Genomic DNA, 19,990 nt, shown 5'->3' with positions numbered 1-19,990 from the left:
GTTAAGAATTATCCTGTTGCATCGCTTCTAAAGTTTCCCAACGCTCAAAGGCCGTCTCTAATCGCTGCTCTGTGTGCGCTAGTTGATCTAAAATTGGTTGAGTAACGTTCACCTCTTGGTTAAAGAAATCCGCTGAATTAACAGTTTGTTGAAGATCTTCAATCTCTTGCTCGAGCTGCTCAAGTAACGCCGGTAAGTCATCAAGCTCTTTTTGCAACTTGTAAGAGAGCTTTTTTGTGGCTTTTGTCTTGGCCGGCGCGGGTTGGTTACTCACCTTTTCGGGTTGTTGGCGGTCTTCTTTATGAGCGCTCGAATTGAATTGCTGACGAACAGCTTCAACCTGAGATTTTTGTTGCTGAGCATCGTGATAACCACCAACGAACTCTTCGATGTTACCTTTACCATCAAATATCCAACTGGTCGTCACTGTATTGTCAACAAACTGACGGTCATGACTGACAAGAAGTAGAGTCCCCTGATAATTGGCAAGTAATTCTTCTAAAAGTTCCAATGTTTCGATATCTAAATCGTTCGTTGGCTCATCGAGGATCAATAAATTGTTCGACTTTAGAAAAATACGCGCGAGCAATAAGCGGTTTTTTTCTCCCCCCGAAAGCGCTTTAACCGGCGTACGAGCACGTTTAGGTGAGAATAAGAAGTCTTGAAGATAACTAAGAGCATGGCGTTCACGCCCGCCGACCATCACCTCTTGTTTGCCGTCAGCCAAATTGTCTATGACGGATTTTTCAGGATCTAATATTTCACGATATTGGTCAAAGTATGCCACTTCAAGCTTAGTACCGCAGTGTAAGCGGCCGCTGTCAGGATTGAGTTGACCGAGTAGCATTTTTAGCAAAGTACTTTTGCCACAACCATTAGGGCCGATCAATGCAATGCGATCACCGCGCATAATACTGAATGAAAAATCATTGACGATGGTTTTGTTCTCAAAAGCAAAGTTGATATTTTCTGCTTCGAAGACAATTTTGCCTGAGCGATTAGCATCATCGATATTTAGGGTGACTTTACCTTGAACATCACGTCGGTTCTGCCTCTCTACACGCAGAGCTTTTAGAGCTCGAACACGTCCTTCGTTTCGGGTTCGACGAGCTTTAATACCTTGGCGAATCCAAGCTTCTTCTTGAGCCAGTTTTTTGTCGAATTCGGCATTTTGCATTTCTTCGACACGCAACATCTCTTCTTTTGCTTCTAGGTATTGTTGATAGTTTCCTGGAAAAGAGTTGAGTTGGCCGCGATCAAGGTCGACAATGCGTGTGGCCATCGATTGAATAAATGCTCGGTCGTGTGAAATAAAGATTATCGAGCCACGAAAGTCTTTTAAAAAGCCTTCTAACCATTCGATCGTACTGACATCTAAGTGGTTAGTTGGTTCATCGAGTAAGAGTACATCGGGATCGCAAACCAGTGCTCTTGCCAAAGCGGCTTTACGCTGCCAACCACCGGACAAATCCGTTAATGGTGTTTGAGGCGTTAAGCTTAATGCTGTTAGCACATTATTAACGCGATCATCAAACCGCCACGCATTGGCATGGTCGAGCTGCTCTTGAACCTTTGCTAAACGGTTAAACAGTTTTTCTTGTGGGTCGCTGGCAATGCGATCAAGCAGTTCATGGTACTCCTTGAGCATTTTCCCGACTTCTGCCAATCCACCTGCAACATAATCGTACACGGTACCTGACTCATTTCGCGGTGGATCTTGCTCTAAACGAGAAACAACAACATCTTGCGTAACCTGTAAGCGGCCATCATCCAGAAGAATATCACCGGCAATAATTTTCATTAGCGTAGATTTACCTGCGCCGTTACGACCGACTAAACAAACCCGTTCGTTAGTTTGTAAACTAAAATCTGCTTTATCCAATAAAGGGTGATCGCCATAAGCTAATTGACCACCATGGATAGTAAGAAGTGCCATAATATCTATCCTTTAAACCCCACCAAATATATTGGTGAGGTGTTTTGTATTATCATTATTTTGAATGTGTAACTAACCAGCAGTTATGAATATGTTTATTTCTTAAAAAATCCAACGGCAAGGTTTTATCTGAAATATTACTTGCTGTAAGATCTAATTTAATAAGTGCATTCATATCCATTTTAAAGTGGCGTTTATTATTTGAGAAAACAATAACCCCATCGGGCTTTAAGATGCGTTTTAAATGAGTCATCACGTCTATATGATCGCGCTGTACATCAAATGTTTTATCCATTCGCTTCGAATTTGAAAACGTTGGTGGATCAATAAAAATAAGGTCGTATTGCTTATTTTCTTGCTCTAACCACTGTAAGCAATCGGCTTGAATGAACTGATGCTGACGACCAATTCGACCATTGAGCTGCATATTTTCCTTGGCCCAATCCAAATACGTGTTAGACATATCAACCGTTGTGGTCGAACGAGCCTGACCGACTGCGGCGTGAACTGTCGCCGAGCCGGTATAAGCAAACAGATTGAGGAAATCTTTACCTTGGCTCATCTCCCCAACCATTTTGCGAGTCAGTTTGTGATCGAGAAACAAACCCGTATCAAGATAATCGGTTAAGTTCACTTTCAACTGTACGCCGTACTCATTGACAATCATGTGCTGCGCTTTTTCAGCTAATTTTTGATACTGGCGCTGACCTTTCTGTTTTTGACGAACTTTAATGATCACTTTGTTAGCATCGATACCCAACACTTGAATGGTGGCTCGAATCACATCGGTTAAACGACGTTTGGCTTTTTCTTCAGGAATGTTTTTCGGCGCCGCATACTCTTGAACCACTACATGATCACAGTACTTATCAATCGCAACGTTATATTCAGGTAAATCCGCGTCATAGAGACGAAAACAATCCAACTGCTCTTTTTTTGCCCACTTTGAGAGTTTTTGGTGATTTTTCTTAAGACGATTAGCAAAATCTGGGGCTACCAGCGTCTCTTGCGAGTTTGAATCAGAGTCACCTTGACGCTGGGGTTTACTAGAGATGACATAGTTTTTTTGAACACAAGGCAATGCCCCATTATTGAGCTTAAACTGTTTGTCTGCACGCATTCTCAAACAACTTAATAACTCATCGGAGCTAGAAAAGATCGAAGCACTCCAGTTGGTAAATTGTGCTTTTAATTGAGCACCAAACGCAGTGTATAGCGCTATAAGACCAGGTTCTGTACTCAGTCTTTCACCATAGGGAGGGTTACAAACAATCACTCCAGGCTCGCCATTGGTTATCGGATTTTCAATCGTGGTCGCATCGCCTTGTGAAAATTGCACTAAATTAGCGACACCAGCACGTCGGGCGTTCTCTTTGGCAATCGAAATCACTTTCTCATCAAGGTCAAAACCAAACATTTTGGCACTGTCAATTTTATTGACAGAGCGTCTAGCAATCACATTGGCCTCAGATTTTATCTCCATCCACAAAGCGTGATCAAAGTCTTTTAAGCCTTCAAAACACCACTGTTTTCTCTTTAAACCCGGAGCAATATTTGCGGCAATCATCGCTGCTTCAATCAAGAGCGTTCCAGAACCGCACATTGGATCAAGCAACGTTTTCGTCTCATCCCATTGGCTGCGCATCACAATCGCCGCCGCCAAGGTTTCACGAAGTGGTGCGCTGCCACTTTGAGGGCGATAACCGCGAAAATGCAAGCCGCCACCGACCATATCGATACCCAGAATCGCTTGGTCTTTAAATAAGCGCACATGGACGCGTACATCAGGATTGTCTTTACTGATTGAAGGTCTTGAAAAGCCTTTCTTTTCAAAGGCATCGACAATGGCATCTTTAACTTTCAAAGCCCCATACTGACTGTTACGGATTTCTCGGTTAGTACCATTGAAATCCACCACCAGCTTAGTACCACTGTGAAATTGATCAGGCCAAGCAACCGCATGAGTGGCCAGATACAGATCCATATCGTTCTGACACTGAAACTCACTCAGTATTCTGACAAAGCGTGAAGCCAAACGGCTCCATAGACAACAACGGTAAATTTGCTCAAGACTGGCTTTAAATTTCACACCTGCTTGAACAGGTTTGGGGTCATTGATCCCGAAGCGTTTAAGCTCCTCAACCACAAGGTTTTCCATTCCGTTAGAGGTCACGGCTAGATACTGATTCATAATTCACTTAATCAATTGAAAAATAGGGCTCATTGTAACTGAAATAACACGAAATCGCCTCCTTTATCACATTTTTTGACGAATTGCTTGATTGCATATTGAGCACAACAAACCTAGACGCTGAATAAATATTCACACAAAAATTGGTGTATACCAGAAAACAAGAAGGTACATAAATCCTTGTGAAACACAGAAGAATAGAGGAAACATATAACTTTGAAGGCAAGTGATTATTTACTCACTTAAGTTGTCATGACAAAGAATTAACTTATTTTTTGTGCTTTATTTGAAGTAATACACCTATCTATCACTCAATCTAACGATAGGAAAAAGCTCAATACGGGAAGTGAGGCGCTATAGCTAGGGTATGAACAAGAGAAAGTGGGTGATGATTAGGGCTCTTTTTAATGCCACAAATCGCCGATAAGGCTTCAAGATATGGAAACGAGGAGAGGATATATGAAGATTCGAACGGGTGATTGTTTGGTTTGTTTAGCCCACCAATGCCACAGGCTGTACACCCTGACTAAATTGAGCGAGTAACATTCTGTCATGCATCACTTTAATGGTTTCTCCAAACGCCAATGATTTCGTCTCGTTGAGCAGACAGCCATCAATATCAACACAGGCACATAGGCTTGAGCTATCACCTACTTCTAACACAATGAATAAACTTTTATCGATTTCCGTCTCTAAACACACGATGTCAGCTTCTTGTGGTGTCAAAGTTGAAAACTGTGGTATGAAGAACCAACTTTTGGGTTGTACCGGTTTATGAAAGCGCATGGACGCTAGACAATACAAGGTCAATTCTGTTTTTCGGTAAGGGTTTAAATCAAGCAAGTCACAAGATTCTTTAAAGGTTTGATAGGCACTGGCATCATCGACAGTGAATTCATTTTCATGAAGAGCACAATTTACTAAATATTTCTTAGCCAATTGTGTTTTAAATAACATATCTTCACCCAGATTAAGCATTAACCTGTCCAGCTCAGTATCGTAATACCAATGCCATTGATCGCTTGGTTTTAACATGTAAAGTCCTTTTATAATGCAAACTGAATTAGTGAGATTGAATTAATAAAATTCTTACAGAGGTTAAATCAAAAAAAAAGAGGAAACTTAAGCTCCCTCTTTTATCATGCGATAGTATATAAACTAATTAAGAGATATTTTTTACAATTTGACTAACAAGTTTAGGCCCGTGATAAATAAAACCGGAATAAACTTGAACCAACGAAGCGCCTGCTTGCATTTTTTCTTTTGCCGCACAGTAACTATCGATCCCCCCTACACCAACAATAGGAATTTCGCCTTGTAAATAATGCGACAGCTTTTCTACCACACGAGTACTTTTTAATTGAACAGGGCGACCGCTTAAACCACCCGCTTCTTGGCTGTACTTTTGCCCTTCAACTAAACTGCGATCAAGCGTCGTGTTGGTAGCTATAACCCCATCAATTTCGTGACGGCGTAACGAGTCACAAATCTGTTGGATTTCACTATCATCCAAATCAGGAGCAATCTTAAGGGCCAAGGGTACATAACGTTGGTGTTGTTGCTCTAACTCTTTTTGCTTGTTTTTAAGGGCAGCCAGTAATTCATCGAGAGCTTCACCGTATTGTAACGATCTTAATCCTGGCGTGTTCGGCGAGGAAATATTCGCAGCAATATAATCGGCATAAGGGTACACTTTTTCCATACAAATCAGATAATCCTGCGTTCCCTCTTCAACAGGCGTATCTTTGTTCTTGCCAATATTGATCCCCAAGATACATTGGTAATTTGCATTCTTTACATTTTCAACCAAGTTATCGACACCGAGGTTATTAAACCCCATACGGTTGATGATCCCCTCTGAATCGACTAAACGGAACAATCTCGGCTTGTCATTACCCGGTTGTGGTTTAGGCGTTACCGTACCCACTTCGACAAAACCAAAGCCCATCGCATCGAACGCTTCGATACATTCACCATTCTTATCTAATCCCGCTGCTAGTCCAACAGGGTTACGGAAAGTTAACCCCATGCATTCTACACTTCGCTGAGGTAATTGCTGGCGATATACCAGATCAAGTGGCGTACCATTTATCCATTTCAGATTATTAATGGTAAGCTCGTGTGCCTTTTCGGCATCAAGTTGAAATAAGCCAGTTCTGGCTAAACGGTAAAGCATTGTGCCTCCGAAAAAATGCCCCGATATACGGGGCGTTATTATTACGTATTTCTCGTACAATTTAAATTTAACAGTGCCAGTTCACGTAATGCAACCGAGAACTTAGCAAACTCATGAGTATTGCCGACTTTAAATTCATTTAAGATATTGTTCCAACGCTCAATCGATACTTGATTGTTATCAAGCCAACGATCAAAATCGTCTAACACGTTACCACTTTCGTGACCTTGTAACACTTGAGTAGTTAACAGACGCTGTTGCCAATCTAAGTCCTCTCTAAACGCTGAGCGCGCTAATGCTTGCCAATAATTCTCTACGGGTTGTCGATTAATTTGGTTGAGGAACCAGTGCAAAGACAATTGATGACCTAAGTGGAAATACAATTTTGCAGTTTGAGCCACATCGACATTTGACTGCTTCGCGATTTCAGACACATCTAGTGCCGATTGCAATGAAGACAAGCGAGAAACTCGATGAGCTAAGCTCGATTCTATCCCTTGCTCAATCCAGAGCTCGGCATATTCATTATGCTCTGCCACTTCATCCGCCGCGATAACCTCATCCAACCCAGTGGTCATTAAAGTAACGTCTGATTTATATACATCAACCGTTTGCTGCACTGTCGCTTGTTCATTGCGATTTCTCAATAACCAACGCGTCAAGCGTCTGAGTGTACGACGAGATTGATAAAAAACTTGATATTGAGCGTGTGTTTTCGCTTTATTATCCAGTGCCCTTGTCGAGGTTAAGATATCGTCAAAACCAAAAATACTCAACGCAGCCGAATACGCTTTAGCAATATCGACAATACTGGCGCCGGTTTCTTCATGCAGACGTGCAACAAAAGTAAAGCCCATGATATTGACAATTTGATTGGCCAATACCGTAGCAATGATTTCATTTTTCAACGGATGGGATTGAATCGCAGCCGGATAAGTTTGTTGCAATACCGTCGGAAAATAGTCGCTCAACAAAGATTGATAATGTGCATCACTGGCAATGTCATCACAACACAACTGCTGCTTGAGGAGCATTTTGCTGTAAGCCACCAGTACGGACAACTCTGGGCGTGTTAATCCCATCCCCAACTTTTCTCTTTCTAGTAATGCTTCGTCATCTGGTAAGTTTTCCAATGCGCGATCGAGAAAGTTTTGTTTTTCTAAGTTGTGAATAAAGCGGATTTGCTCTTTCACGGTTGAGGTCCCTAATTGCTCGGTGACAGAAATCGACTCAGATTGCTGATAAGCGTCTTCCAAAACAATTTCACCAACCTCATCTTCCATTGATTCAAGAATTTGATTGCGTTTTTTAATGGTCAATTCGCCTTCAGAAACCAATGTATTTAATAAGATTTTGATATTTACTTCGTTATCAGAGCAATCGACTCCGCCAACGTTATCGACAAAATCGGTATTTACTCTACCGCCGTTTAAAGCAAACTCTACACGACCAAGTTGAGTCAGCCCTAGGTTACCGCCTTCGCCGACAACTTTAACATTCAGATCCTTACCGTCAACGCGCAACACGTCGTTGGCGCGATCACCCACATCACTGTGAGTCTCTTTTGACGACTTGACGTAGGTGCCGATGCCGCCATTCCACAAAAGATCCGCCTCCATCATCAAGATCTTTTGGATCAACTCATTCGGTGACATCTTCTGACGTTTGGTATTGAGCATTTTCTGCATTTCAGTGCTCAAGGTAATGGATTTTGCCCGGCGAGAAAAAACGCCCCCGCCTTGGGATATCAATTCACTGTTGTAGTCCTCCCAACTAGAGCGCGGCAATTCAAACAGCCGTTGTCGCTCTTGCCAACTAGTCGCTGCATCAGGGTTAGGATCAATGAAGATATGCAGATGGTTAAAGGCCGCTTGCAGACGAATGTGCTTGGAAAGCAGCATGCCATTACCAAAGACATCGCCAGCCATGTCACCAACACCAATAACGGTAAAGTCAGTATTTTGGCAATCAATGCCCATTTCGCGGAAATGGCGTTTAACCGATTCCCAACCACCTTTCGCTGTGATCCCCATCGCTTTGTGGTCATACCCGTTCGAGCCACCTGAAGCAAAGGCATCACCAAGCCAAAAATTAAATTCTTGCGCAACACCATTAGCCAAATCAGAAAACGTAGCCGTTCCCTTGTCTGCCGCAACGACTAAGTATGGATCGTCTTCGTCATGGCGAATCGTTTGTTTTGGTGCCACAATGTTTGATTCGACAATATTATCAGTCACATCAAGTAAAGATCGGATAAACAATTGGTAACACCGCTTACCCTCAGCTAAGATCTCATCGCGTTGCGTTAAGCCAGGTTGCTTTTTACAAACAAAGCCCCCTTTTGCCCCCACAGGAACGATCACCGTGTTTTTCACTTGTTGAGCTTTAACAAGGCCGAGTATTTCGGTGCGAAAATCTTCTTGACGATCAGACCAGCGCAAACCACCGCGCGCGACTTTACCACCGCGTAAATGCACCCCTTCAATATCAGGCGAGTAAACAAAAATCTCAAACTCTGGGACCGGTTGTGGGATATCAGCCAACACTCTCGGAGTCATTTTAAATGCAATCGTCGGTTTGAACTCACCACTCGGTAAACTTTGGAAGTAGTTGGTACGTACCGTCGCTTCTATCATCTCCATGTAACGACGAATGATTCGATCGTCATCCAGGCTATCAACCGATTCAAGTTGCTGATTAATTTGTTGTGTCAGTTGCTGCTGTCCTTTCGCCGAGCCTTTGTATTTAGGCTCGAAGCGGCGGTGGAATAAAGCCACTAGATTACTTGACACTTCGGGGTAATGATTCAGCGTTTCTTCGATGTATTGTTGGCTGAACGGGAAACCCAATTGACGCATATAACGCGCGTAGGCACGTAAAATAGCAATATCTCGGCCAGATATAGAAGCGCCTAGCAATAATTTATTAAAACCATCACTTTCAAGCTTTCCGCTCCATATATCGGCAAAGGCTTGTTGAAAACGCTCTTGGGCATGCGCGAAATCAATACTGGCACTGCCTTTATGCAGCATGGAAAAATCTAAAATCCAAAACGTCTGACCGTTCGCTTTGTGGACTTCATAAGGCGACTCCCCTATGACTCGTAAACCTAAATTTTCGAGCATAGGCATAACATCAGAAAGGTGTATCGGCTCATCGCGATGATAGAGTTTTAGACGAACTGCCTGTGAATTCGAACCTAACTCTTGCGGTCGATAAAACAACATGCCCAATTTGTTATCGTCATCAAGGTGTTCTAAGCGTTGAATATCATCTACCGCTGAGGTTGGCAAAATATCTTCTTTGTATGAACGCGGAAAAGCCATCGCATAAGATTTAGCCAAAGGCAGGCCTTGGCTTTCACCGTAATGGGAAATGAGTGACGAAGATAGCCTATCGTCCCAAGTTGAAGATACTTCCATGAGGTTATGCTCAATTTCTTTAATGTCTATGTCGAAGTTATTGTCTTCTACACGAACAATATAATGGGTACGAGCCAGTGAGCTCTCTGAGAAATAAGTCGTGAATTCAACATCTTGTGTAGACTTGAAATAGGACTTAAACAGTCGTTGTGTATGGCGCCTTAGCTCGGTGTTGTATCGGTCTTTCGTTACGTAGACCATACAACTGAAGAATCGACCAAATGGGTCTTTACGCACAAACAATCGCAACAAATCGCGGTCTTGCATTTGTACGACACCCATACCCACTTCTAGTAGCTCTTCTTCACTGGCTTGTAATAGTTCATCTCTTGGGTAATTTTCCAAGATATTGTGCATCGCTTTATAAGCGTATGACCCTTTTAGATAACGGCTCGCTTCTAGTGTTCGTTCAACTTTGTCACGAATTAATGGAATACTGGATACGGTTTGATTGTAAACCGCAGAAGTATACAGTCCGGTAAAGCGATGCTCACCAACCACTTCACCTTGCTGGTTAAATTTTTTGATACCGATATAGTCGTTATAGGCTGGGCGGTGAATTCTAGATGGCCTGTTGCCTTTGGTCGTAATCAAAGCATAAGGTTTGCGCGCTTCTTGCTTCGCCAATTCAGAAAGCTCAGAGAGAGAAACCGTATGAACGTGTTCCGGACGAGCAAACAATCCCAAGCCTGGCTCTTCGGTCGGGATAAGTTTTATATCGGCATTGACTGACTGCAAATCGTATTCTTTATATCCCATAAAGGTGAAGTTATGGCGAAGAGCCCATTTTAAGAAGGCAATCGTTTCCTCGAAGCGCTTCTCATCCATAGGGATCACAGCTTGATTTTGCTCTAACTCTTCAACAACTTGCGCGAGCTTACTCGACATGGCTTGCCAATCATTCACCACCAGCAATGTGTCGCTAAGGATGTCTAACAGCTCATCTTTTAACGCCTGCATACTGGTTTCATCACTGAGGCGGTCGATTTCTATGTGAAACAGTGAAGTCAGTGTACCTTTGTCTTGGTTAATGCTGACAATGCGATTGTCTTTGGCACGCTCCACCATAGTCGGAGAGTTCAGCATTAAATGAGATGACAGCCCTAAGCGTGACAATGCCATTTTGATCGAGTCCACTTGAAAGGGACTGTCTGTCATTACGATCTCAATGATGGTATGGGTCGATTGCCAGCCGTGTTGGCGAATGGTGGGGTTAAATACTTGGACGGATGTTTTACTGGGATTAGAGTGGTTAATGTGATGCCAGAGGCTTAAGATGGCCCCATAAAGGTCGGAGTCCTTTCGTTGGTATAAATCGTCATAAGATACGTTACTGAAAAGATGCTGGGCCAAGTCTTTCACAGTCACCTGCATCGCTGTCTCTAGCTTGTCTTGAATAAGTTGATACACTTTTTCAAGCACAACCGGCACTACATGATCACGCACGGTCATAAATTAACTCCAATGATATGAAATGAAGATGCATCTTGTTGTTCAACAAGGTAAATGTTCAACAAGTCTAAGTTTCGGCCCCATTGTAAAGGCTCTATTAATAAAAGGTTAATAAAGAATGAGGCCGAATCCCTATCAAAGCTCAATAGTGTGATTTGATTACCACTTTTGACTATTGAGTTACTTGTTTTTACAAACGCTCTAAACGAATGAATTTGTTTCTTTCATCTGTTGTAAGGCGAAATTGTCCGTTGATCCCACTATGGCTAAGAAAGGGTCGTAACCTGGCCGCGGGTAATTGAAGTTGTTGGCCCGTAGTTAATCGAACTTGTACATGCGACACATTCCCCTGGTAATAATGTAAAAATTCTTGATATGTAAGCCGAACAGAAAAAAAGTAATAGCGATGGTTCATAGTCGTAACATGATAAGTTAAACCTGAGTTCACAGGCAGGACTCGCCCACCTGTGAATATTTGTTTATTGCGCTAGCGCACTAGACACTTTTTCATACAAATCTTTAGCAAGATCTTGCTCGGCCAATTGCTCCAATTCAGCCTTCATCATGGCCTGCCGATGTTCATCATAGCGTTTGAATTTAAGTAATGGATCAATCAAGCTCGACGCCAATTGAGGGTTAACCTGATTTAGTTGGGTTATTGTCTCGCCAGCAAAGCGGTAACCCGAACCCGAATGATGATGAAAATGGGCAAAGTTTTGCATGACAAAAGCCCCGATAAGGTTGCGAATACGATTTGGGTTTTTCATCGAAAAATCCGGGTGTGTCATCGCAGATTGAATATCACTCAACACGTTCTCACTAGGGTTGGTCCCTTGTAAATGAAACCATTTGTCCATCACTAAACCATCGCCTTGCCATTGTCGACTGAACTCATCCATCATCCAATCTCGACAAGCGAGTTGCGCCTGATTCGCCGCTTGTAATGCCGCCATGCTATCCGTCATGTTACTTGCCCTCTGGTAATGGGTTTGCGGCAGTGCCTCACCTTTTTTCGTCAAAGCTAATAAGGTCAGACATTGATTTCTCAATGCACGCTTACCCATCGCTTGTGCTGTGATCTGATAATCAGATTGCTCTAACCTTTGATAAGTCTCGAAAAGTTCATGATGCAAGGCAGTAGCAAGTTGTTTTTTCACAGCGTTGACAGCGCGGCATACGCCTTCTACATCAATGCGTTGATACCAACCAGCAACGTCATTTTCTGAAGGTAAGGTAAGAACCTGAGCAACAAAAGCCGGGTCGAGATCTTTATCCACCAGCGTGTCTCTAAAAGCATTAATTGCTTGATCTGGCAATGGGGATATTCCTTCGTATCGGCCATCAATCATGTTTTTCAGGTATTTAGCCACTAGCATTTGACTGGCATCCCAGCGAGAAAAAGCATTACGAGCGAAACGGGTTAAGAATATCAACTCTTGATCAGTATAGTCATATTCCAATTTTACCGGTGCTGAGAATTCTCGCAGTAAAGACACCACAGGCTTTACGTCGAGATTGTCAAAAACAAACGTTTGATGTGACTCGGTAATGTTTAGCACATTATCTACCCCTTGACCTTGGATAAACAAAGGCAAGACACTGCCGTCCGGTGCGTAAAGCTCAATGTCTAACGGTATGTGTAAAGGGGATTTTTCAGATTGGTCTTGCGTCGCGGGTGTGTATTGCCAAACGTCAAGCTGCAATTGTTTTCGCTCGGCAAAATACGTACTTTTTACGGTTAATACTGGGGTACCCGACTGTGAATACCAACGGCGAAATTGGGTCAAATCTATTCCACTCGCCTCTTCCATCGCACAGATAAAGTCATCGCAAGTCGCTGCCGTACCATCATGGCGCTGAAGATACGTTTTTACCCCCTGTTGAAAGCGCGTCTCACCGAGTAATGTATGCAACATACGGATCACTTCACTGCCTTTTTCATAGACGGTCAAAGTGTAAAAGTTATTCATCTCAATCACTTTTTCAGGGCGAATGGGATGAGACATGGGACTTGCATCTTCAGCAAATTGAGGGCCGCGGATAATACGGACATTGTTAATGCGGTTAACGACTCTCGAACCGAGATCGGAAGAAAACTCTTGGTCTCTAAATACCGTTAATCCCTCTTTCAAACTCAACTGAAACCAATCTCGACAAGTCACTCGATTCCCCGTCCAGTTGTGAAAGTACTCATGCCCTATAACGGCTTCAATACCGTGATAATCTTTATCCGTAGCTGTTTTTTCATTAGCTAATACATATTTAGAGTTAAAGATATTTAAACCTTTATTCTCCATCGCTCCCATATTGAAAAAATCTACAATTAGTAAAAAATAGGTATCGAGATCATACTCAAGACCAAACCTCTCTTCATCCCACTTCATAGCAGCTTTTAAACGAGACATAGCGTAATCACTACGCTCTATGTTTTGTTCCGTACCAAAGATTTTTAGGGTTACTTCACGGCCACTCATTGTAGTAAAAGAATCTTCGAGGCACTCTAAATCTCCAGCGACTAACGCAAAGAGGTAGCAAGGTTTTTTAACAGGATCTCTGTATGAAACTTTATGTCTTCCCTCATCTACATTAGAAGCACTAAAAGGAGTTCCGTTAGATAGCAGCACAGGACACTTCTCTTCATCGGCCATGATTGTACAGCTATATGTAGAGAGAATATCTGGACGATCAAGGAAGTAAGTTATCTTATGGAAACCTTGAGCCTCACATTGAGTCAGGAAAACACCCTCAGCGTAATACATACCATCGAGACTAGTGTTTGCTTTAGGGTCTATATGAACAACTGTCTCAAGTTCGAATGAGTCCGTTTCTGGGTAAATAGTTAAACTGGTCTCATTGACTTGAAACTCAAAGTCTTCCAGTTCGCGGTCATCAACTGAAACAGAGATTAACTCAAGACCTTCACCATCGAGAACTAGAGGAACTCTTGCGTTATTTACTTTTTTGTTTGCCTCGACTCTTAGCGTAGCTACAACTACTGTATGGTCATCATAAATATCAAACAAAAGGTCAACATCTTTAATGAAATAGTCAGACTCTTTGTAGTCTTTGCGGTAGAGTGCCTTGGGAGTGTTTTTTTCCATAATAAATGCTTCCAAATAAAAAAGAGGAGACCATACGATCTCCTCTTAATGTAAAGATTTTAAGCTAATGCTTCTTTTATTTTTGATAAGAACTGTCTACCTCTATCAGTGAGGAAAGCCCTTCTTACTCTGTAGTCACTTTCATCGTGTTCAAGTTTTATTAAGTCTAAACCTGCCTGTTGTGGTGAGAACCGCTCACCTAGCTTTCTTAGGTTACGGCTTATAGTAGATTTGGGCATGTCTAGCTTAACTGTTAAATCACCTGCTGCTAAGCCTTCATTCTGAGCTATGACGATAAATATAGCAAAACCGTTAGGGGTTGAGTCTGGAATGTATTCTCTAAGTACATTCGCCAAATTCAATCCTCTTTTTAATTCTACTTGCATCTTGTTGCCCTTTTAAATCAAACCTGTTGAGCTTCCTTTCGGAGAAACCTGCAAATAAAGAGCCGTTAAAGAAGATAAGACTTTCAACTGAACCAAGCTGCCACAGATCTACCAAAAACGATCTCAAATTATTAGGAACTAGAAACCAATAGTTAACTGAATCAACAGACTCTTTACCGATGAACATTTCATCTTCACACAGAGGCAGAATGGTATCAAAAACTAGTTCCGTTACGTCATTATTTAACATCAATAAACCTTTAAAAACAAGTCCAACTGATCTTTTCGAAAAATGATAATTGATTAAAAAAGCATAAACAACTCATTGAAATGTGATCAAGGTCACATTAAGAGCCATATGATGACATAAATTTGACATAACTTTACATAAATTTACTCACTGGAGTGTGATTTACCTCACTTTAAATGACGCTGTGGGTAAAGTTGTGTATAACCCTGTGGGTATTTCTTGAATAAGGTTGATTAAGTTTACCATCGTTAACCAACCACACATCGGTTTTCTTCAAATTGCGCCCCTTAAAAATAAACTGTAAAACATAAAAGAAAAAAACAAACATATAATTTTTTAATTAGGAACAGGTTTATCTCTTGTTTTTTCTCTTCTTTTTCTTATAATTGACTACATCAAAAAGACACACACGCAGTGTTTGAGTCATCAAGCTCAAGCACGAAAGCTAAGAAATTTATCTACACACAGACGATCAATCTGTTTGTAGTGGGATTTCTGAAAGGCACTGTATTAGGGTGACACGTGGAAATAGCCAATACCACGGAGAGTTGCGTGTGTGTGACTCTGATTGAGATACCCCTAGTCAGTGCCTTTCTTCGTTATGGGACACACACCATGCGCTTGACACAACTAACACCATCAGAATCAGCAGTATTTGAACAAATTCAATTCCTAGATAACCACTTTAAGACTAAGTTTGGTCTAGAGTGCTTTAGCCAATCTATCCAGCAGTTCATTAACTTCTTTGCAGATAAGCAAGGATACACTCGACGTACCATCCAAAACGCTCTACGTAAGCTGGAATCACTAGGTTTAATCTCAATTGCTTACAACCAAGGCTTCAAAGGCGCGAACCTTTACTACGTAAACCTAGACAAACTAGAAGAGCTACGTAAAGCCTCTCTAGACGCTTCTACAAAGGCTTGTGAGAAAGTTAAAGCAGTATTCCAAAAGTTCCTTAATATCGCTGTAAACGCAGGAAAAGAGCCTGTGGAGAACGCTGAAGAAGGCATGGAGATCACTTCTGAAGAGTCTTTCGCCCATGACCTAGCTATAAACGAAATGTTAGCTGAAAACGGCATCCCAATGAGCTTCTACGGGGAGGACGGCTATGGAGAAGATTCATTATGATCATCAAAATGACATCTGCCCTAGCCTGCATGATTTCTGTTGTGTTATCCGTTCTAATATTGTCTTCATTAGGCCACGGATACATGGCTGTTGTGTTCGGCCTAACTGCATTGGTCATAGAGGTAACGAAATACTCAGCGTTCCTCTCTAAGACAATCACAGGAGCTTTCCTTTGCGTTGTTCTTAGCGTTCTATCAATCGCTGCATCAATTGGTTCTCTTCAGAACGGTATGCAAGACACGCAAAATACTGTTGAACAATACGAGAACAAGGTGAAGACCTTAACGAGTAACATAGAGGCTCTAGAAGCTGCTAGAACGGCTTATATCTCTGAAGGATACATCACCAAGTCTCTTACTCTTAACGATGAAATTGAAACGTTACAGCGTGACTTATTGATGCTAGAGAAACCTACCCTAAGTGCCTCTTATGGGATGGTACAGACAATCTCTCAGGTTACTGGGGTGAGTATCGTTGCGGCCAGTAACTGCCTTTATATCTTGATTGCTGTAGTGGTTGATGTGTGTGCTTTCTTCCTCTTGTCGATGGAGTTTAAGAAAGAACAATCTGTGAGGGAATATGAAGAAGTGATCGAGTCGAAAACTGAGAGAGTCGTTGAGACTGAATCAGTCAATCAAGAAGGTAATAGGATTCGTGAGCTGGCTGAGTCTGGAATGTCCCAACGTTTGATCGCTAGGGAGTTAGGCATCAGCCAGTCAACGGTATGTAGAAGACTCAAAGAAATCAGAGCCTGACCTTATATGATGTAGCCTAGAGGATTAGGCTACATTTTACCTTGAGTAAGGTGTTTGGCATAAGTGGGAATTGAGGTGACAACTTTCGATCCCCCAACGGTGTAATATCTAATAACACCGTTTGGTGATGTGAGTTTTATACTTTTAGCATCCATAAGTAACTTTTTAATCTTAGGTGTTTCCAACCACTTGTCTTTTAACTCATCTTTGCCACACTCTCCGATGAAAAACCTAAATTCTTTTTGATAGCTAAACTTACTGTCTTTAACCGTCAATGAGCGTTTTGTTGGGTCATCAGAGTAACCCAATGCACAACAATTAACTTTTAAGCCGCTGGCTTTCTCTAATAAACGTTTGTATGCCTCAATTTTATTAAAAGGCAACAATACAAAAAAACGACCAAACTCTTCTTGGAGCTGCTCAAACGAATTTTCGAAGCCATTTACGTTTCCTATAATAGCCCAAGACTGTATCCAAGAATCTTTTTGCTCATTAGCAGGGTAAATCAAGACACTTTTAAAACTATCTTTTATATCTGGATGGTTAAACTTAGGCTTAGGTCTACCCGTATTCTCATCCCAGTTATAGATACAAGATTCATGGCGATCTCCTCTTCCAGTATCTTCACATTTACGGTAGTAATGAGGTGTACGGAATAGGTTTGTCCCCTCTAAGAAGCTTTTGTAATGCTCTTCTTCGGTGAAGAATTTTATCAATGAGTAGGCTTGTTGTGAGCTATCTTTGTTCATATCAAATACACCTTATTATGTTAGTAAATTAGAGGTCTTGCCTAGAATCAACCTGAGCAGCTATATGTCAGTATAAAATAACAGAAATACACTGATGATGAGCGAAAACAGAAGCACGTTGACGATGGTCACTAGCTCAATAAGACCAAACCATACGTTCAGGACGCATATCCAAATGAATAAATCGGTGATCGCCTTTTTGATTCACTCCGATACCTTTGATACCTAGTTTAATCGCCAGCTCCAAGACCTCGTGAGCAACCCCACGAGATACTTGAAGATCAATCGCTGCTTTACTATGCCAGCCTGCTTTTTCTTTCTTTTTCTCGACTGGATGGTTTTCGCAGCGGTAAGCTGAAGTGACTGGAAGAGGAACTTTGAGATAATCCCTCATGAATTGGATGATGTTCATTAGTTCGATGAATTCAGGGTTTGGGTTGGATTGACCGCAACCACAACGGCAATTCAATTCATCATCAGAAAAGTTTTTCCAACGAGACATAAACCTCCTTAGCGTTATTCTGTACGCATGAAATAACAGTGACTAGAGTGCTCATCTGGAGCATCTGGGTTGATACAGCCCACCATAACTACTCCTAAGTGTTTATCTATCGGTGAAGTCTTTACTCGCCCGTAGCGCATGACAAAATAAACCTTGTCGTAGTCTGGATGAATCTTTAGCCACTGCTTAATGTATAAAGTGATTAGTGGATCATAGTCTTCTATGAGAGGGATATGAGCGAAATCATTGATGGTTCTCTTGTTGGTATCAAGACCCAAGTAACCTACGATACTTCCATCGGATTTCTTTATGAGATACTTAACGTCACAATATTGCTCTTCACTAATACTCTGAACGTTACTAACGTAATCCCTAAAATAACTCTCTCCCATAGGTAGATTCTTCACTGATTCGTAAAGTGAATCAGCAGTTTCAAGATCAGTTTCCGTAGCCAATTCAACTCGATAGTCCTTGCTCAACCAGTCACTACCAATAGCCTGACCCTCTTGAAACTGACGAACAGCTAGTAGACTTGCCATCAGACCTCCCCAAAGTATTTAAGGATTTCACGATAGCAATGAAGCTTAGGGATGTTTGGGCGATTCATAGGCATGATTCCTTTCTTATCGAAGAAGAAACCGCCCCCATGAGTCAAGTGATTCACCTTAGCGAGATCACCAATGAGGTTTAGTGATTCTACATAGTCACGATTAACTTGACGCATAACGTCACTGAAAAGCAGATCGTTAACGTGCTTTAAGTCCTTCACGTTACCTAGCTGCCATTCTGGGTCTAAACAATCAGGAACACCTAATGTGATGTTACCGTCTGCATTGATGCAGTAATCGTTGTTAATGACGGTGAGGTCAAACTCGTTGGAGAGAGGTCTTCCTTTACCTGTCATAACGAAACGAGCGTCATTGTAAGTAGAGAACTTAGCACCGTTAGGGTTAGACTCAATGTACTCAAACAGCTTACAAACCTCACGACCAAACAAAGTCATTAGCTCGCTGTTCGCGTAAATATCGAATTGGACAGCAAAGCGTTTAACACCTGCTTCTGAGACCTGCTTATAGCAATCAATGAGGCTCTTATAATTACTATCACTCATTGTCATAGAGGCATACGTGATTGCATCAGAGTAAGTAGTAAGCTTCTCTAATGCTCGCTTGCTGCCTTTCTTACCGTTACCCAGACCGTCATAACTAAAGACAATCTGGCATTTATTTCGCTTAAATAGATCAACCCACTCATCATCTAAAAGAAGCCCATTCGTATAGATTCGAGAGTTGACCAAAAGGTGTTCTTGATGGTTGATGTGTGAGAAGGCTTCTTCGAACCACCCTTTACCAGCCATTAAGGGTTCTCCACCTAGAAACACCATGTAAACAGATCGGAAACCACGTGAGGCATTAAGAAGTATCTTAACGGTATCCGTTGAAGCAACCTGCTTTCTCGTGTTGGTTTCTGCTGTCATACAGTAGTCACAAGCCAAGAAACAATCGTTAGTTACCTGAACTTGATAAGAAACGTTGTCGTAATACAAGACGACCTCCTTTTATTATTCGTTTGGTAGAGGGAATCTTTCTTTGATTTCGGCCACTTTAGCGATCCAAGGCTGTAGCGCCTCTTCCGCAGTCTTTCGGCCTGTAGCTATATCGAATTGAGCATCGAGATAAAGAGGATCTGCTTCTTGTTGGTATGCTTCTTTACGCCAACGCAAAGTGTCCTCTGTAGGGGTTGGGGTTGACACCAAAGTGCCCGTTGAGGGGTCATACATCATACCGCCTACTTCGCTTAGATCATTAGTTTCATAGAGATACCAATTCTCTAAATCTTTTGGAGCAGGAAAAATTTGGTACTCCATAAGGTTACTTTTTCTGAAGTAGACGGTATGGACTTCTTTAGTTTTTAGAAGCCCATACGCATCATTCATTTA

General features: G+C 41.9%; 16 protein-coding genes. 2 read left to right on the top strand and 14 right to left on the bottom strand.

Going from position 1 to position 19,990, the window contains the following annotated elements; all coding sequences use genetic code 11:
- Nucleotide 1: 1 nt before the first annotated feature.
- The 9 genes from AB0763_RS06900 to AB0763_RS06860 all read right to left on the bottom strand — a co-directional run bounded on the left by AB0763_RS06900 (nt 2) and on the right by AB0763_RS06860 (nt 14,914).
- Nucleotides 2-1,936 (bottom strand): ABC transporter ATP-binding protein, encoded by a 1,935-nt coding sequence (locus AB0763_RS06900; protein ID WP_306100013.1) that lies wholly within the window; start codon nt 1,934-1,936, stop codon nt 2-4.
- A gap of 55 nt (nt 1,937-1,991) precedes the next feature.
- Nucleotides 1,992-4,127 (bottom strand): bifunctional 23S rRNA (guanine(2069)-N(7))-methyltransferase RlmK/23S rRNA (guanine(2445)-N(2))-methyltransferase RlmL, encoded by a 2,136-nt coding sequence (gene rlmKL / locus AB0763_RS06895; protein WP_306100012.1) that lies wholly within the window; start codon nt 4,125-4,127, stop codon nt 1,992-1,994.
- 492 nt (nt 4,128-4,619) lie between these two features.
- Nucleotides 4,620-5,162: a cell division protein ZapC gene (locus AB0763_RS06890; protein ID WP_306100011.1), complete on the bottom strand. Its 543-nt coding sequence runs from the start codon at nt 5,160-5,162 to the stop codon at nt 4,620-4,622.
- Nucleotides 5,163-5,289: 127 nt separating this feature from the next.
- Nucleotides 5,290-6,303 (bottom strand): quinone-dependent dihydroorotate dehydrogenase, encoded by a 1,014-nt coding sequence (gene pyrD / locus AB0763_RS06885; RefSeq protein ID WP_306100010.1) that lies wholly within the window; start codon nt 6,301-6,303, stop codon nt 5,290-5,292.
- A 41-nt stretch (nt 6,304-6,344) separates the two neighbouring features.
- Complete coding sequence (locus AB0763_RS06880; RefSeq protein WP_306100009.1) at nt 6,345-11,177, bottom strand: NAD-glutamate dehydrogenase; 4,833 nt, start codon at nt 11,175-11,177, stop codon at nt 6,345-6,347.
- 190 nt (nt 11,178-11,367) lie between these two features.
- Nucleotides 11,368-11,592 carry a DUF2835 domain-containing protein gene (locus AB0763_RS06875; protein ID WP_306100008.1) on the bottom strand — a complete coding sequence of 75 codons (225 nt, stop codon included), beginning with the start codon at nt 11,590-11,592 and terminating at the stop codon, nt 11,368-11,370.
- 64 nt (nt 11,593-11,656) lie between these two features.
- Complete coding sequence (pepN, locus tag AB0763_RS06870; RefSeq protein ID WP_306100007.1) at nt 11,657-14,278, bottom strand: aminopeptidase N; 2,622 nt, start codon at nt 14,276-14,278, stop codon at nt 11,657-11,659.
- A 59-nt stretch (nt 14,279-14,337) separates the two neighbouring features.
- A complete protein-coding gene (locus tag AB0763_RS06865) occupies nt 14,338-14,664 on the bottom strand; it encodes a MarR family winged helix-turn-helix transcriptional regulator (RefSeq protein ID WP_306100006.1) in 327 nt (108 codons plus the stop codon).
- Nucleotides 14,618-14,914 carry a hypothetical protein gene (locus AB0763_RS06860; protein ID WP_306100005.1) on the bottom strand — a complete coding sequence of 99 codons (297 nt, stop codon included), beginning with the start codon at nt 14,912-14,914 and terminating at the stop codon, nt 14,618-14,620. Before AB0763_RS06860 ends, AB0763_RS06865 begins: the two co-directional genes overlap by 47 nt.
- A gap of 615 nt (nt 14,915-15,529) precedes the next feature.
- Here AB0763_RS06860 and AB0763_RS06855 point away from each other — a divergent pair.
- Together AB0763_RS06855 and AB0763_RS06850 are read left to right on the top strand one after the other, a co-directional pair.
- A complete protein-coding gene (locus AB0763_RS06855) occupies nt 15,530-16,045 on the top strand; it encodes a hypothetical protein (protein WP_306100004.1) in 516 nt (171 codons plus the stop codon).
- On the top strand, nt 16,042-16,800 hold the full coding sequence (locus tag AB0763_RS06850; protein WP_306100003.1) for a helix-turn-helix domain-containing protein: 759 nt from the start codon (nt 16,042-16,044) through the stop codon (nt 16,798-16,800). The genes AB0763_RS06855 and AB0763_RS06850 overlap by 4 nt, the downstream gene beginning before the upstream one ends.
- Nucleotides 16,801-16,829: 29 nt before the next feature.
- Here AB0763_RS06850 and AB0763_RS06845 read toward each other — a convergent pair whose 3' ends face one another.
- The 5 genes from AB0763_RS06845 to AB0763_RS06825 all read right to left on the bottom strand — a co-directional run bounded on the left by AB0763_RS06845 (nt 16,830) and on the right by AB0763_RS06825 (nt 19,987).
- Entirely contained in the window at nt 16,830-17,549 is a 720-nt protein-coding gene (locus tag AB0763_RS06845) for a hypothetical protein (RefSeq protein WP_306100002.1), read from the bottom strand.
- A 136-nt stretch (nt 17,550-17,685) separates the two neighbouring features.
- Nucleotides 17,686-18,051 (bottom strand): D-Ala-D-Ala carboxypeptidase family metallohydrolase, encoded by a 366-nt coding sequence (locus AB0763_RS06840; protein ID WP_306100001.1) that lies wholly within the window; start codon nt 18,049-18,051, stop codon nt 17,686-17,688.
- A gap of 14 nt (nt 18,052-18,065) precedes the next feature.
- Nucleotides 18,066-18,590 carry a hypothetical protein gene (locus AB0763_RS06835; protein ID WP_306100000.1) on the bottom strand — a complete coding sequence of 175 codons (525 nt, stop codon included), beginning with the start codon at nt 18,588-18,590 and terminating at the stop codon, nt 18,066-18,068.
- Nucleotides 18,590-19,597 (bottom strand): radical SAM protein, encoded by a 1,008-nt coding sequence (locus tag AB0763_RS06830; RefSeq protein WP_306099999.1) that lies wholly within the window; start codon nt 19,595-19,597, stop codon nt 18,590-18,592. The genes AB0763_RS06835 and AB0763_RS06830 overlap by 1 nt, the downstream gene beginning before the upstream one ends.
- A gap of 15 nt (nt 19,598-19,612) precedes the next feature.
- Nucleotides 19,613-19,987, bottom strand: a complete 375-nt coding sequence (locus AB0763_RS06825; protein WP_306099998.1) for a hypothetical protein — start codon at nt 19,985-19,987, stop codon at nt 19,613-19,615.
- Between the last annotated feature and the right edge of the window lie 3 nt (nt 19,988-19,990).

Origin of the sequence: Vibrio sp. HB236076, from assembly GCF_040957575.1 — a bacterium.
Classification (GTDB): domain Bacteria; phylum Pseudomonadota; class Gammaproteobacteria; order Enterobacterales; family Vibrionaceae; genus Vibrio.
Note: the sequence above shows the minus strand (reverse complement) of the source record. Positions and strands in the feature narration are given on the sequence as shown.